The organism is Corynebacterium sp. HMSC28B08 (assembly GCF_001806865.1).
In the GTDB taxonomy this organism is placed as follows: domain Bacteria; phylum Actinomycetota; class Actinomycetes; order Mycobacteriales; family Mycobacteriaceae; genus Corynebacterium; species Corynebacterium auriscanis.
The window spans coordinates 1-14,175 of sequence record NZ_KV786162.1 but is presented as its reverse complement, the minus strand read 5'-3'; the positions used below and the strand labels follow the sequence as shown (position 1 = coordinate 14,175).

The 14,175-nt window shown below is 50.2% G+C and carries 18 protein-coding genes and 1 pseudogene; 9 read left to right on the top strand and 10 right to left on the bottom strand.

Annotated elements, in window-relative coordinates:
- The first annotated feature begins 216 nt into the window (after positions 1 to 216).
- The 8 genes from HMPREF3098_RS11820 (at position 217) to HMPREF3098_RS04345 (ending at position 5,296) form a co-directional block, all read left to right on the top strand.
- Positions 217 to 927 (top strand): hypothetical protein, encoded by a 711-nt coding sequence (locus HMPREF3098_RS11820; protein WP_246815844.1) that lies wholly within the window; start codon positions 217 to 219, stop codon positions 925 to 927.
- 38 nt (positions 928 to 965) lie between these two features.
- Positions 966 to 1,364 carry a hypothetical protein gene (locus tag HMPREF3098_RS04375; RefSeq protein ID WP_168155987.1) on the top strand — a complete coding sequence of 133 codons (399 nt, stop codon included), beginning with the start codon at positions 966 to 968 and terminating at the stop codon, positions 1,362 to 1,364.
- 168 nt (positions 1,365 to 1,532) lie between these two features.
- Positions 1,533 to 2,777 carry a type IIL restriction-modification enzyme MmeI gene (locus tag HMPREF3098_RS11815; RefSeq protein WP_141739663.1) on the top strand — a complete coding sequence of 415 codons (1,245 nt, stop codon included), beginning with the start codon at positions 1,533 to 1,535 and terminating at the stop codon, positions 2,775 to 2,777.
- Positions 2,749 to 3,186: a DNA methyltransferase gene (locus HMPREF3098_RS11670; RefSeq protein WP_070434144.1), complete on the top strand. Its 438-nt coding sequence runs from the start codon at positions 2,749 to 2,751 to the stop codon at positions 3,184 to 3,186. The genes HMPREF3098_RS11815 and HMPREF3098_RS11670 overlap by 29 nt, the downstream gene beginning before the upstream one ends.
- The gene (locus tag HMPREF3098_RS11665) at positions 3,179 to 3,817 is read left to right on the top strand and encodes a type IIL restriction-modification enzyme MmeI (RefSeq protein ID WP_210385938.1); all 639 of its coding nucleotides are present in this window, start codon (positions 3,179 to 3,181) and stop codon (positions 3,815 to 3,817) included. The genes HMPREF3098_RS11670 and HMPREF3098_RS11665 overlap by 8 nt, the downstream gene beginning before the upstream one ends.
- A complete protein-coding gene (locus HMPREF3098_RS12055) occupies positions 3,757 to 4,398 on the top strand; it encodes a type IIL restriction-modification enzyme MmeI (protein WP_371440952.1) in 642 nt (213 codons plus the stop codon). Before HMPREF3098_RS11665 ends, HMPREF3098_RS12055 begins: the two co-directional genes overlap by 61 nt.
- A gap of 106 nt (positions 4,399 to 4,504) precedes the next feature.
- On the top strand, positions 4,505 to 4,966 hold the full coding sequence (locus HMPREF3098_RS04350; protein WP_371440950.1) for a nucleotide-binding protein: 462 nt from the start codon (positions 4,505 to 4,507) through the stop codon (positions 4,964 to 4,966).
- Between the two features lie 90 nt (positions 4,967 to 5,056).
- Positions 5,057 to 5,296 (top strand): hypothetical protein, encoded by a 240-nt coding sequence (locus tag HMPREF3098_RS04345; protein WP_070434141.1) that lies wholly within the window; start codon positions 5,057 to 5,059, stop codon positions 5,294 to 5,296.
- Positions 5,297 to 7,049: 1,753 nt separating this feature from the next.
- Here the strand turns inward: HMPREF3098_RS04345 and HMPREF3098_RS11810 are convergent.
- The 7 genes and pseudogenes from HMPREF3098_RS11810 to HMPREF3098_RS11240 all read right to left on the bottom strand — a co-directional run bounded on the left by HMPREF3098_RS11810 (position 7,050) and on the right by HMPREF3098_RS11240 (position 11,390).
- Entirely contained in the window at positions 7,050 to 7,298 is a 249-nt protein-coding gene (locus HMPREF3098_RS11810; protein ID WP_246815845.1) for a restriction endonuclease, read from the bottom strand.
- A gap of 604 nt (positions 7,299 to 7,902) precedes the next feature.
- A complete protein-coding gene (locus tag HMPREF3098_RS11245) occupies positions 7,903 to 8,580 on the bottom strand; it encodes an MFS transporter (RefSeq protein ID WP_371440951.1) in 678 nt (225 codons plus the stop codon).
- Positions 8,581 to 8,771: 191 nt separating this feature from the next.
- Positions 8,772 to 9,575: pseudogene (locus tag HMPREF3098_RS11805) on the bottom strand (ISL3 family transposase); the annotation flags it as partial.
- A gap of 308 nt (positions 9,576 to 9,883) precedes the next feature.
- Positions 9,884 to 10,204, bottom strand: a complete 321-nt coding sequence (locus HMPREF3098_RS04325; protein ID WP_070434138.1) for a hypothetical protein — start codon at positions 10,202 to 10,204, stop codon at positions 9,884 to 9,886.
- A 22-nt stretch (positions 10,205 to 10,226) separates the two neighbouring features.
- Complete coding sequence (locus HMPREF3098_RS04320) at positions 10,227 to 10,517, bottom strand: hypothetical protein (RefSeq protein WP_070434137.1); 291 nt, start codon at positions 10,515 to 10,517, stop codon at positions 10,227 to 10,229.
- 31 nt (positions 10,518 to 10,548) lie between these two features.
- Positions 10,549 to 11,001 (bottom strand): hypothetical protein, encoded by a 453-nt coding sequence (locus tag HMPREF3098_RS04315; RefSeq protein ID WP_141739661.1) that lies wholly within the window; start codon positions 10,999 to 11,001, stop codon positions 10,549 to 10,551.
- Between the two features lie 203 nt (positions 11,002 to 11,204).
- A complete protein-coding gene (locus tag HMPREF3098_RS11240) occupies positions 11,205 to 11,390 on the bottom strand; it encodes a hypothetical protein (RefSeq protein ID WP_141739660.1) in 186 nt (61 codons plus the stop codon).
- Positions 11,391 to 11,497: 107 nt separating this feature from the next.
- On the opposite strand from HMPREF3098_RS11240, the gene HMPREF3098_RS04310 reads away from it, so the two are divergent.
- Positions 11,498 to 12,064, top strand: coding sequence for a recombinase family protein (locus HMPREF3098_RS04310; protein ID WP_070434147.1), 567 nt, complete (start codon positions 11,498 to 11,500; stop codon positions 12,062 to 12,064).
- Positions 12,065 to 12,102: 38 nt separating this feature from the next.
- Here HMPREF3098_RS04310 and HMPREF3098_RS04305 read toward each other — a convergent pair whose 3' ends face one another.
- From HMPREF3098_RS04305 to HMPREF3098_RS04300, 3 genes are all read right to left on the bottom strand, one after another.
- Positions 12,103 to 12,507, bottom strand: coding sequence for a hypothetical protein (locus HMPREF3098_RS04305; protein ID WP_070434135.1), 405 nt, complete (start codon positions 12,505 to 12,507; stop codon positions 12,103 to 12,105).
- 596 nt (positions 12,508 to 13,103) lie between these two features.
- On the bottom strand, positions 13,104 to 13,340 hold the full coding sequence (locus HMPREF3098_RS11800) for an LGFP repeat-containing protein (protein WP_246815843.1): 237 nt from the start codon (positions 13,338 to 13,340) through the stop codon (positions 13,104 to 13,106).
- Positions 13,295 to 14,110, bottom strand: a complete 816-nt coding sequence (locus tag HMPREF3098_RS04300) for an LGFP repeat-containing protein (RefSeq protein WP_246815842.1) — start codon at positions 14,108 to 14,110, stop codon at positions 13,295 to 13,297. Before HMPREF3098_RS04300 ends, HMPREF3098_RS11800 begins: the two co-directional genes overlap by 46 nt.
- Between the last annotated feature and the right edge of the window lie 65 nt (positions 14,111 to 14,175).

Genomic DNA, 14,175 nt, shown 5'->3' with positions numbered 1-14,175 from the left:
GAAGTATTCTTTAACCTCGACCCATCCGAAGATGCTGCATTCACCGCCTGACCCTTCCCTTTAGAAAACGACCTACCTGATGCTGAGGCACTCGATGGTAACCGCATCGACGGTGTCAAAGTCTTATGGATTTCAGACGGGTGCGCAGCACGCGATGAAACCGCTTTCAGACATGCTCTCGCTGTCGCACACCGGTTACGTGAAGCGGGAGAGCGCATGACGGACGCGAAGATTATTGATGCTTACGATCATGCTTACAACGTTGCTCAGGCTGTAGGAGCTGCGAACCGTGAACCGGAATTGCCGCCCACTCGCGACCGCATGACCATGGCACGACGTGTACGCGGTTACGTCCTATCTAACGGACGAAAGAAGACAGGTACGACCCTCGGCAGCAACGGCAGTGCGACCGCTCAGGAACGCAAAGCGCTAGCCACCATGGGGCGCAAAGGCGGTCAGAAAGCCGCAGAACGATGGAATGACCGCAACAGCGAATACGCGCGAACAGAGTTGGCGAAATTAAAGAAAGCAAACGCGAAAAGAACTTTGTCTGGTGGATTGCTAGAAGCCAAAGTGAAGGCAGCGATTCTTGAAGCACGTACACAAGAAGTGGCAGACCCCTCGACGAAAGAGCTAGCTGAAACATTGGGCGTATCAGTTAGAAGAGTTCAACAAGTCCGCAAAGCTTTGGGCATGACAGGACGCCAAGGGCGACCGAAAAAAGCGAAACGCCGTAAGCAATACACGGTTCCCCTGCCCCCCCTTAGGGGCAGTCTTTTAATCCTCGATATTGCAGTCAGACGTGTCGTAGTCGGGCGTGGGAGAAACGTCGCGCAGCCCGTGATGGACTCGTCGCCCAGGAAGTTGTGGAGCGCCACATTGAAGTTCCCCAAGCCTTTAACGCCGAGCAGATCGCTCAGTGGCTGAGTGGTCACCCGCGGCGGATTTCTAAAGTGCTCAAGCTCATGGAATGGACAGACGAGCACATCGAAGCATTCCGTAATGGTTTAGAACAAAGTACTGAGGGGCTAAGCCTCATCCCTACGGAAGATAAACAACGGCTTTATGCTGTCTCTCAGAAGGCCTTTTATGAAAGCGGAGAGCGCACTTCTCAAAGTCGTCAATTGCAGGCAGAGCGTGAAGAAAACGCGGCACTTCGCAAAGAACTTGAGCGATACAAAAACGCCGAACACACTATGACTGTTGCCCGGGGTGGGCAGATGCCAAACTTTGTGTCAACACCTCCGCCGAGTGGTGAGACAAAGACCGTCACAGTTGGTGGAAAACAGTTCACTGTTCCAGCGAGTTGGACACGGCAACAGATCCATCAATGGAGCCGCAATAATCCAGAGCAAGGACACTAAAAAATCACCTCCGTTTTGTCACAACAAAACCCGATTCACATGATGTGCCAAAGGTGTGTGTGATTTTGAGGGGTGACCCGGTGAAGCTATACAGCTGAGGGCAGTCAGGCTTTCCGGGTGCGGTGATGTTGACGGGTTAGACGGATTCCACGCCGTAGTCTTAGACTCATGGTTTCTACTCACTCGGCGGCTATGGATCGTGGTTCGATCCGCTCTCAACTCACCTCGTTCGTTGCTCACTGGCGACCACGTATCAATGAGTGGAAGGACACGGGCAAGAAACACACGGAGAAGTCCTACGCCCAACAGTTCTGGTCTGATCTTCTCCGCTGCTTCGGGATTATCCCTGAACGCATTGATCTGTTTGAACGCGACGCTGCCCGTGCCTCAACCGGCGGTGGTGGCTACATCGACCTGTTCTGGTCAGGCGTGGTGCTCGGCGAAGCAAAATCACTAGGCGCTGATCTATCCAAAGCGTTTAATCAAGCCCTGGACTACCTCGCCGGTGGTTCTATCGGACAGCATGAGTGGCCGAAGTTCGTGATTGTCACCGACTTCGAATACATCCAACTCACCAAATTTGGTGAGGACTCTTGGACGCAGACGTTCATCATTGATGAATTACCCGATCATCTTGACCGGATGATGTTCCTCGCTGGTGAGGAAACCATTGCTCCAGAAGAGGAAGAAGAAGCCTCGATTCATGCTTCCCGGCTTATGGCTGTTCTATATACCGCCATGGTTGGAGAAGATGCTGACGAAGGTGTGGGTGAAGAAGCTCCCACTGATCCAGAAGATGAGGACTGGGCAGTCCAAAAGACCTCCGTGTTCCTCACACGCATCCTGTTTCTACTTTACGGCGATGATGCCGGATTATGGTCAGAACGCGACCTGTTCTACCGCTTCGTGCTCTACGACACCACCAGTGACAATCTCGGAGCGCAACTACACACCCTGTTTGACGTTCTCAACACCCCAGAAAACAAACGCCGCCGAGTGCCGGCATCTATGGCGAAATTCCCCTACATCAACGGCTCGTTATTTGCCGACGCTATGCCCGTGGAGTACTTCGACAACGACATGCGCGAAGCGCTACTAGCGGCCTGTCGATTCCACTGGACACGCATTAACCCCGCAATTTTTGGTTCCATGTTCCAACTTGTGAAGGCGAAAGAAGCGCGCCGCGGTGATTGTGAGCACTACACCAGTGAGAAAAACATTCTCAAAGTTCTAGAACCGTTGTTTCTCACTGAACTGCGTAATGAGGCTTATCGGTTGATTCATACGAAGTCGACCTCCGTTGCTGCCCTGCGGCGCTTCCGCGACAGCCTGTCGGACATGATCTTCTGTGACCCAGCCTTGTGGTGCCGGAAACTTCCTTCTCGTGGCTTACCCCGAGCTGCGCAAAATTGAAACAGACATCATCGTGGAAATTGTTAACCGCGAAGGCCAGAACACCGCATCACTGGATGTCACATGGGAACAGAAACTTTCTATCGGGCAGTTCTACGGTTTTGAGATCAATTGGTGGCCAGCAAAAATCGCAGAGACAGCAATGTTCTTGGTTGATCACGACGCGAACCGGAAACTCGCGCTCGCGGTCGGTGACGCGGCCCAACGCCTACCGATCACAATCACCGCTCACATCCGTCACGGAAATGCCTTACGCATGGCATGGGATACAGAGATCCCCCGTACTGATGGAATGACCTATATCTTCGGCAATCCACCATTCGTCGGTGCACGAATAATGAGTCCCGAACAAAAGAAAGAATTATCTGCCGCATGGGGCGGAATACGAGAATCTAACCAACTTGACTAAGTCACCGGTTGGCACGCAAAAAGTAAAGATTTTTTCGCTAGCCGAGATGGTCGCTTTGCATTTGTTACGACCACCTCTATTCCGAGGGCAGGCGGTGGCCACTCTGTTTGCGCCACTCTTTGAATTAGGGTGGCGGATTAGATTCGCCCATCGCACCTTCTCATGGGACTCAGAAGCCCCAGGCAAGGCAGCGGTGCATTGTGTGATTGTTGGATTCGATAGAGAGAATAAATCAACGCCACAGCTGTGGGACTACCCCGACATCAAGGGAGAACCTGCCGCTGTCTCCGTAGAGAAGGGGATCAATGGCTATCTGGTTGATGGGGAAAACGTTCTCATTGAGACGAGAAGCAGTGTTCTCTCGCCAGAACTAGCGCCAGTTCGATTTGGAAGCATGCCAAACGACAAGGGATTTCTTGTCCCTAAAACAGGTACAGAACGCCCTTACCGTGATCCAATCGCAATGAAGTACGTCAGGCCGTTTGTCGGTGCACAAGAACTCCTCCATGGTGAAGACCGATGGTGCTATTGGATGGCCGATGATTCATTCTCCCCTGAGGACATCAAAAAATCGGCCGAAAAACCCGAGTCCAAGGTGTTCGCTCTGCAAGGCTGCAGAGTAAAAGGCTAGCGACACAGAAAGTTGCAGATACCCCATATCTTTTTGGTGAGATTAGGCAGCCTAACACTGATTATCTATGCATTCCATCGGTGGTTAGCGAGCACAGGCGATTTTTTACGGCGCAGAGGCTTGATCCCAACGTCATTAGCAGCAATCGAGCGTTTACCGTCGAGGACTCAGACGGGCTATTGTTCGCGCTAGTCTCTTCCTCGATGTTCATTATCTGGCAGAAGACTATTGGTGGACGGTTAGAGTCTCGACTTCGTTTTTCCAACACTTTGACGTGGAACACGTTCCCTGTCCCCCAACTATCTGAACAGCGGCGCGAGAAGATCATCGAAGCGGGAAAGAACGTGCTCAAAGCCCGTGAATTGCATCCAGAGCGTTCTCTCGCGGAGCATTATAACCCGTTAGCGATGGCTCCAGAGTTGGTGAAAGCACACGAAGCTCTTGATCGAGAAGTAGATAAAGCTTTCGGGGCTTCGCGCAAACTCACCACAGAGCGTCAGCGCCAGGAACTACTTTTCGAGAATTATGCCAAGATAACGTTACAACGCTCAAACGTTAACGTTTTAACGTTTATGTGCTAGCGTTTGAGTGTTGAGTCGCTATAGCGTGATAACGTTATGGGCAGATAGATGGCAGTAAAAGGAGTATTGGTCTATGCGAGTATCGTTCGTGCATACCAAAGGGGGTGTGGGAAAAACAACGAGTGCGATCATGGTTGCAGCTGCCGCTACCCGCCAAGGACGAACAGTGGAAGTGTTGGATGCTGATCCACAAGGTTCAGCGTCGCGGTGGGTTGAAATCGCTACTCAACGCGGTGACGCTCTCCCGTTCATTGTTCGTTACACCACGGCGAACGAGTTGAGGCAGCTTCCCGACAATGACTCAATACTCCAAATTGTCGATACGCCACCAGGAGAAGCGGAGTCCATTCAAGCTGCTATCGACACAGCTGATTTAGTTGTCATCCCCTCGGGGGCCTCCCCGATGGATATTGACCGTGTATGGCCAACGCTCGATACCGTATCGGGGTATCCGGCCGGTGTCTTATTTACGGGTGTTCTCATGCACACGAAGTTTTATGCCGAAGCTCGTCAGCTCCTAGAAGATCTAGGGCGTAGCCACGTTCTACAACGCGGTGCCTCAGCGTGAAGAAATTAAAGCAGCGTACGGCACTAGCCCCACCCGCTTCCATGGGTATGACGATGTATACCAAGAGATCTCCGAAATTGAGGAACTGTAATGTCTGATAAACGTGCCCGCCTTGCCGACACTATTCGCAAAAACCAGTCCGTAAAGAAAAACGATCCTGTTGCTGTTGCAGACACCTTTGCCAACAAAGGTGCGGTGTTGGATCGTCGCACTACGATCTACTTGTCCCAAGACAATTGGAAAGCTCTTAAACTTCGCAGTGTTGAGGAAGGGAAGAATCTCTCTGAGCTGGTTAATGATCTCGTGTCTGACTATCTCGGCAAACGGTAAAGACTGACCTTGGGGACGTTTTCCTTAGTTTTGTTACATTAGGACGGGGAACGTGCATGACATGCGCGCGTGATGGCTTATTTTCTAGTGGTTTGTATTTGTTGGACTCTACCAGTTGTTAACGTTAAAACGTTTAGGAGTTAACGTTTTAGCGTTATAGCATTAAATCTAATGGGGCGGGGTTAAATGGCGTGATTGATGAGCGGTATTTATGGAGCCTAAGGGTTCTCCTGCGCTACAGCAGTGTTTATGTCATTGTTAGCTGTATGCGACGATATCTAAAAGGAAGGGGCTCATTTTGGGTAAGAAGTATGTATTAAAAGACATACGAAGAAGCACTACCGGAGTTTTTTGATCGAGTAGCGGAACTTATCCCTCGAATAATGAATTTATCCACACGTCGCGATGTTCAAGGCTTGTTAATGGATGAACTAGACGTTAGTAAGCAAGCTGCTGCTGGCCTTGGAAAAATTTCTGTTGATTTTCTATGCGAAGAAGGCCGAGCTCATTTAACGCAGCATGGTAGGGGCTGGCGCAAGGTTCAGCTACCTCCAGAGAGTCAATCAGAAGGCCAAACCTTGTATATATCACGAAACACTGGGAGGCATTCTAATTTAGTCTGGACGAGCAAAGAACTAGCTTCCATCACAAGTGGATGGATTATCTTTCTGAATGGATGATCGTGCATATAGTATTTCTAGACCTGTTCAACTCACGATCCTGAAGGATGGTGGCGATCAACGGCACGAACGATTACTTCAGAACACGGAACAGGAAATGCCTGCTCCCCTGAATGTGCTGATGTTGTCACCCCATCGCAGATAACACGGATTAGCCAAGTCGTCGATTAAGGATTGTCGACATACTCCAGGTTGGCTGTACCTCGTCGACATCAGTTCCTTCCCCGCAGGAAAGGCGATATCAGATGAAGTCGGCATTTCTAAGCGTATGGCCAACCTCCATATCAAAGCCTTGAAGGACGCAGTGATGTTCGATATCTAGGTGGGAAATGCCGTAAGCAATACACGGTTGCCCTGCCCCTTTTAGAGCAGTTTTCTTTTAGAGAAACCACCTATCCATAGGAGGTCACTGATGCTAATTGACGAGACCAAGCAAGAGCTTGCTAAACGGTTTGGACTGACTCTTCCAGAGATCTGTTGTGTTGGATCTGAGTATGTCCGCCGAGTGAGTGTGAGAGTTCTGCAGGCGTGTGTGAGAGCCCGAACGTTGCTGCAACGGTTTGTATACAAGCTTGCAAAGGTCGAGATCCCCGAAGGAGCCACCGGGAAACTGTAACGCGGCGTGCTGGAAAACAGCCGCCGCTGGCGACGTTGGTGGCAGCTCTAGAACGAGACATAGATCGAGCGGAGGCAAAGAAAGTCACTGACCACGATGCTGAGAGGAAAATTTGTGTCGTAGCCGGAGGCATAAGTCTTGCTTTCGCAATAGCCGGCTTACTTACCCAGGTCTTTAAACTGATCTGGGAAGTCCGGTCGGTCTTCAGAGGCTAAATCTCCCAGGTAATCTCGCGGTGTTTGCACCATCGCGAATCCTCGAACAGGAGACTGCCTGCATCAAGAATAGATGATTAGCCCCTACTTCAGCGGCTGGTGGCTTACTCGAACTTGTTGAACTAGGCTGGGTCGACCGTTGGGTGCAATTTCACGCCGGACTCGCCGTCGGCACGAATAAGTTCAGTAATACGGTCACCGCTGATGAGGTCAACGGTAGTAACCGTAGACGTTTCCCCGCATTATGGGCAGGCTCGATAAAACGGCTCAAGGTCACGATGATGGCTTGTTCCGCCCCCCTTAGTCTGAGCGTCACGCTGGAACAACGCGACCGTGTCGCGGCCGATAGGCTTGCCCTCTGGTGCGTAGCGTTTAATGTGAATAGCCACATGAGAAGACAGCACAGGACTCAACGGGGCGGTGCCAATCGCATCGACGCCCTCATCACCTGATCTGCCTGTGTGTTGACGCTGGAGCCCCTGGCGCCGCAGTAGGTAGATGATGAACTTCTCTAATCCCTCTGGCGGTAGCCCATTAAGAAGGTTGAGTAGTTGAGTCTTCCAGTCGCTTTCCTTCGCCTCCTCATTGGAGTCATAAAGGATATCTTCGTCCGGAACATCCCCTCGGGCTTCGGGGAGTCACACTGCTTGTTTCCAGCTCCTTTTGCTTTCGTTGAACACGGTAAGCTTCCCGGTTGATTTCCTGAACCTTCAGGAAAACATCACTGGTAGAAAGCTTCAAGATCTCCTCGGTAGCTTCAGTCAGCAGATACATCCCCCGTGACGGTTGTTCGAGCGCGCCGACGCGCTTGGCTGTTGAGAAGCCCCCAACCGATACGGCTGATTGTGCAGAGTTATGAGATCATCTGTTTTGCTTCTGTATCGAAAGTTAAGGCACCTTAGAGATAGATGGGTTTCCTCGTGAGAGAAAAGATGCCTAACAGAACGGTCACCCCACCACCGCACATCATGAGGGGAATTATATTTGATTGGGTCATAAATAAGACCGCAATATAAGAGGCAAAAACGAAAAAATATATACAAAATACAAACGAGGGAATTAATTTAGTTCGTTTAATATTTGGGATAGATTTCCTTAGTAGCGTGTGATAAAGACATTTTGTCCACCGTTTCCAACTCCTAGAAGAAAACCTGAAGCCATTGTGAATATAATACCCCAAGGCTGAAAAATTGAAATGATGGCTATTCCGGTAATTATTCCAGATAGACCTATTCCTACTTGCGTCCTTTGTTGTGTGATTGCTTGCATTAGCATCGGTCCCAATACAAGGCCTACGCTAATAGAGGCTGCTACTAGGCCATAATCTGATGTTGGCCTCCCTTGTAGACTAAGCAGATATATAATAATGCCCACGTTGACTATCGACCCATAGAAAGCTAACTCCATTGGAGGCGGTAGTCTTACAGCTAGGCCAGGTAGGCTTAGTAGTTCGATTATTGGACTGGATAACCCCTGCTTGGAATTAGATGTGGTTTCTGTTTTTTCAGTTGGCGGGCAGATTGCAGAGGGAATTATCTTCAGTATAAAAAGATCGCTAACCAAACAGAGACTGACTCTTCCTAAATAGATATATAGAAAACCTATGGGGTACAGAAGACCTCCCAGAGCTGGTCCTGCAACAAACCCCGCATTTCTGACTGTAGTAACCCATTTATTAACCGAGTCAAATTGGTGGTTTTCAAAAGATTCGGCAACGATTAGAAGAATGACCACCCAGAGAGCTCCGCCGAGAAGACCAAGGAAGCCTCCGATAGAGACCGCTAGAATGGGCTCAGCCCTTTATAGAGGTATCCACAAGGGAATATAAATATTGCCTCGCAGAACATAATTGCAGACAATATCTTCGTTAAACTTTTTCCTTCAATAAAAATGCGACGAGATAAGGGACCCGCGAATAGGCTACCTGCAGTTGCGACTGCAAAAAGAAAAGATGGCCATAGTCCATCTTTAGCACTACCAGCCAGAGCCACGACGTGGAACGGATCCATCACCGGGACGGCGTCAGGTAGCTCTTCGGCCGCGGCTGACTTGTACCCGGCGAAGCCATCCATCGCGACGTCCTCGATACCGCTTCGGAATGCCTGTGATTGGGCGGCCAGCCAGGTCTTGAACACCTTCTTCGACCGGCCCTCAACGATGTCCAGCAGGCGGGAGGGGCCTGTCTTATCGCGGATCGGGGTGAGATCGATGATGACTGTGACGAACTTGCTGCCGAACGGCGTATGCCGCCACACATGCTCATCGACCCCGAGAACCCTCACGCCGTCGAACCTGCTGGGATCATCGACCAGGAGCTGTTGGCCGGTGGCGAGGATCGCGGTGTTGACGGTGTGCCACGCCGCGCCGAGGCCTGCAGCGATACGACTGATGGACATCCTGTCGATGACGAGGCATTTCAGCGCCCACAGCACCGCCGACCGCGATAGTTTCGCCCGTGGCGCGGCGATCTGGGTGAGGTCTTCCCGCCAGACCCGTGTGCAGGTCGGGCACCGGTAGCGGCGCACGCGCACGTGCAGGATCGTGGGGCGTCAGCCGAGCGGGACGTGGACAAGCTTGCGCACCGTGGTTCCGCGGGGGACGCCTTCGGCCCCGCACTCCCGGCACCAGGAATCCGGGAACTCGGTGGTGGTGCGGCATTCCAGGACTGCGTGATCGGTATCGACCGCTTTCCCGGTGACGGTCAGGTTGAGGGTGTTGAGGAGGCAGAACGCGTCGAGATCGGGGCTCGTGAAGCTAGGCTGGGACATGTCGAGCTCTTCCGGATGGAGTGTGTGAGAACTTCCATTATCGGGAGACCTCGACGTCTATCCGTGGAGCGACACGACCCGGCCTTCAGCACCTGGGGTCTACACCCTCAATTACGAAGAGCCCCATTGTCGGTGACTCCAGCGGACAATTCGCTGTTATTGACTGAGTGATCATCGAAACAAAATTGACTTCCTTCGTCACCATGATCAAGGATGAAGGAAGTCAATTTCAGGTATCTTTACCTAGTATTGCACGGAAGATACTTAAATAAGCTTCACACATTCACCGAGTATCGGTCGAGTGGGTCTTAGATGCCATCGATCATCCGCTTTGCTTGAGATAAGGAGATATCAGGGTGCTTCTGTCTGAGAGAGCGTACAGCACTCACCATTCCATCATTGTCCAGCTCCTGCTTCAAAAGTTGTTTCTCACTACTGTCAAGCTGAATTACTGAAGGGTGTTGCTTCTTATTACGAAGAGCAAAACCAAACCCTAACGCCACCACCGCAAGAGTAAGGCATATGAAGCCAACTATAGATCGCCACGATGACGGTTCGTTAGATGTAGCAATAAGCAGGCAACCAAAGACTAGTAACAGAGCGAAGGGGCCAAAGAATTTTGAAGCCATTTAATGATTTCCTTAATCTACTTTAACAGTTGTCTTTGACCGCAGCTATCCCCAGTAACTCAGCTGCCGTTGCACCTGCTGCCTTAAGTCCCCCTGCAAGCTTTTCTTTATTACTCGTGGCGCCTAATAGCAACTGCATGGATTCTTTTACGCTACCAATTGATTTCACAAATTTTGCCAACTTGATTGCTCCACCAACTGGGTATGCGACGGCTGCCGTCACAGCCGCAATACATTTAGTCCAACCCCAAGCGCCATCCGGATCGGCGGTTACCGGGTAGGCGATATTTTGTGATAAATCAACTTTTTGCACAAGATGATTGTCGTGAACTTCAAAGTGGGTATCAACCTTTTTTTCCGTTAGCGTCGACAGCCCAAGGTGCTTTGATTCGGCCTGCAGCTTCTCCGTTTTCCATACGGAAGAATGCTCCACCATCTGGTGCTTCGCTTAGAGTGAAACCTTCCGGAAGGTCGAAGTTAAAGGCGTAAGAATCCGGAGATTCATCACTGTCGATGGTGATTACCTGAGAGAACGATTCACCTTTTTCATTTGACTGAATTGAGTATCCTTTGTCGTCTTCAGAAGCAACGGATCGCCCTCCTTTGTTCTTTTTCGATCCAAGGCTGGTTCCTGTGATCTTAATAGATCCATACTCAGCATTGCTCACTTCTGACACGGCAGTTTTCTCTGCTGTGTCATCTTTCGCTGGCACAGCAGAGGCGTAGCCAGTCATTGCCAATGAGGAGGTTACCGCAATACAGGAAACAGTAATCCTTTTTAGAAGAGTTCGGTTCACGAGTTTTCTCCTTTTAGAAAACGCCATATTTCAACTTGTATTGAACAATGTTCATTATAGCTGCATCTAGGGGTATCGTCTACATAATCGCGAGATTTCACCCCCGGGGGTACGGACTTCCGTTCTCATATATTGAACCATCGCAATTTTGCTTTCCTGAGTGACGGAGAAGATATAGTTAAAAGGTTGTTTGCGTTCCTGCGTCAGTACTTTGGCTGGTATGCCATGTCTAGCTCGGGGCCCATTCCGCTGTTAAAAGATGTTTTACTATTGGCAGCCAGGTCTGCGGGGTTCTTAGTCAGTTCGGTGCGACGTGTGGTGAGCCATTCGACGCACTGCTTGGCTTGCGTGACGCGTTCCGGCAGGTTGTCCGTTATAGTGTACCTCAAATGAACACTTTTTTAAATGACAAAAGTTCCTGTTCACTAGGGTGGGGTTTATGGTTAAATGAACAGAACCGTCACTACCTCTAGACATCACTAAACAACCTGAGGTGATTTCCGGGCAGAAGGTGGGCTATGCCCGGGTGAGTACGGGTGAGCAGAATTTGGATCGGCAGGTTGCTCAACTCAAGGCGGAAAAAGTGTTCACCTACTTCACGGATAAACGCAGCGGGGGATCACGGGAGTGCCCTGGCCTGGATGAAGCGATGCGTCATGTCCGCGCGGGAGATCAGTTAGTTTTCACGTCGATGGATCGGTGTGCAAGGTCACTCATTGATCTGCACTCCATCGTTGAAGAGTTAGTACAGCGTGGGGTGTCGGTGAAGTTCATTAAAGAAAGACAGACCTATTCGAAGGATTCGACACCAGTCGCGAAACTGATGTTGGGGTTGTTGGGGGCGGTCGCGGAGTTTGAGCGTTCCATTATTCGTGAGCGTCAGGCGGAGGGGATCGCCCGCGCCAAAGAGCGTGGCGTATATAAGGGGCGAGTGAAAGCATTGAATGAACAGCAGGTTGCCCAAGCTCGTCAGTGGATTGAGTTGGGGGTGCCGAAGGCGGAAGTCGCGCGACGTCTAGGGGTGGGGCGAACGACTTTGTACGTATATCTACAGCAACAGTGATTGTCGTTTGCTCTAATTAATAGAAGGGTTGTGTTTAATTATATGTTCACAGAACACGCCTTCGATTGGCTTTCTAGTCTGCCTAGAATTTCCTTAATTTCGGCGAGTGTTTCTGGTTCTAGTTCTTCCGGAACGTTACGCCAATCGATATTGACTCCGTTGGAGGTGTTAAAGAAGGCGGGAAAATCGCCCGCTATGTGGGTGAAATATAAGCTGTCGGCCATCTCCTTTTCAGAGAGTCCAGCGTGGGGTGTTTCGATCTTTTGGCTAGTTTTGTATCCCCATAGGGAGGGGCTTTGCGAATTTTTTGACTGAAAAATAGTTCGGATATAACCATCAGAGATCCAAGAGACTACAAGGGTAATTGTATATCTCTCGTATTCTTCTGGGAAGATATTAAAATCTGCAGATATTTCCTCGTTGAAGCGTTGTAGGTTAAACATAAGCAAACTCATTTCTAAGGGAAAACGGGTAGTTCGGTACTAAACCAATTTGGAACTGTTACGCCTGTTAAGGTTGGCTCACCAGTTCCCTTGAGTGGGTAAAAGGTGATTGTTCCCAGCGGTTTATCGGAGTCTACAACTGGAGTTTTATCGTATACTAGCCTCCCTGTAAACCATTCTCCTGTTGACTCGCAAGTCACGGGAGTTTCGCAATGAACTCGGTAAACAGGGGATTCGTAAATCGGGCGTCCATTTTCATACCTAGCTGGGCATGAGTGTTTAATGAAGTATGCTAAAGAATAAAGGCTTCTCACATTATGCTTGTGGTAAATTTTATCCCCTCCGAAACCGGTTTTATTGTCCCAATATCTGCGTCGGAGGACTACTTCATTCCCGAAAGAATCAGACGTTTCTAGCATGATGCGATTAGTATAGTCATTTCCTTCGATTGCGTTGCATTCCCTGCTTAACGGATTTGGAATGATGGATTCATTGGTGTTGATGTTTAACCCGTCACCGCCATGGGGATTGTATAAATCTGCTAATCCGTTAGCGACCAATCCATATAGTGGACCTTTAGTGAATGTTTGCTTGTATCAACCGTCTTTTTGTTTAACTGGATCCCCAGTTGGGTAGCCCCAAAATCCTTTTTCGAAGTCGGCATATCCCCATTGGAAAAGGATGTCCCCTGCAACTTGATGTGCTCCGTGTTGTGGGTGCCAGTACATCATTCCACGGTTGAACCTATTGAACCGGCCGTTACGGTCCGGGGTTCCTGTTTCATCCCCTATGGGGTAGCCCAATGGGCCTTTTCTACCCCGGTTTGGACCCATTTGTCATAGATTGCTCCATGGATTGTGGCTAATCCTGCCAATGGGCCGTAAATCTGGCCGTGTTGAAAGGACTGTTTGCGTCCAATACCGTCGGAGAGACCGAATTCGTCAGTGGTGGGGTATCCCAGTGGACCGCGTTCCCATCCTGTGCGTACCCAGGCAACAGAAAAATGCGTGGTAAACGGATGAGCGACGGTTTGGGGGTGCCAGTAGATGAATCCGTTGACGAATTCATTGCGACGTCCTACACCATCAGGAACGCCGAGTTCATTGGACTTCGGCCAAGTGAGGAAACTCTTTGGTCCACCGAGGGAATCGTACTTTTCCCGGATCTTTCCGCACACTTTAAAAGGGCTAGGCCAGTACGTCCGACAGTTATCAACGGCGGCAAACGTCTGTATCCCAGAGCGTGTCTGCGTTGCTTGTTCTTTAGATTCTTGGATTTCAGCTTGGTTAGCTTGTTCTTTCGTGAATCCACCGGGAATTTGTTCTTTATCGGAACGCATCTTCCCTGGAGTGATTTTGCTTTTGGGGTTGGTGGTGGGGTGCCAGTTCTTACCTGTTTGGTTATCAACTTTGTTGTCGTCGAACCCCGGTTCTGCTGGTTCCAGGTTTTCTCGTCCAGGTGCGACCTGATCAGCGTGGTTGTCTGCTGGTGTGCTCGCAGTTGTTGGTGGTTGTGTGGGGTGAGCCTGCACGGTAGGGGTGAATCCCATGCCGAGGGTGATGGCGAATAGGAAAGTGGTGATAATGCGAGATGATCTGGCCATGGTGGGGCATCTTTCGCTGTACTGGATGGTTGGTGGGGTCTAGTGGTGATTGCAACACCCTGATT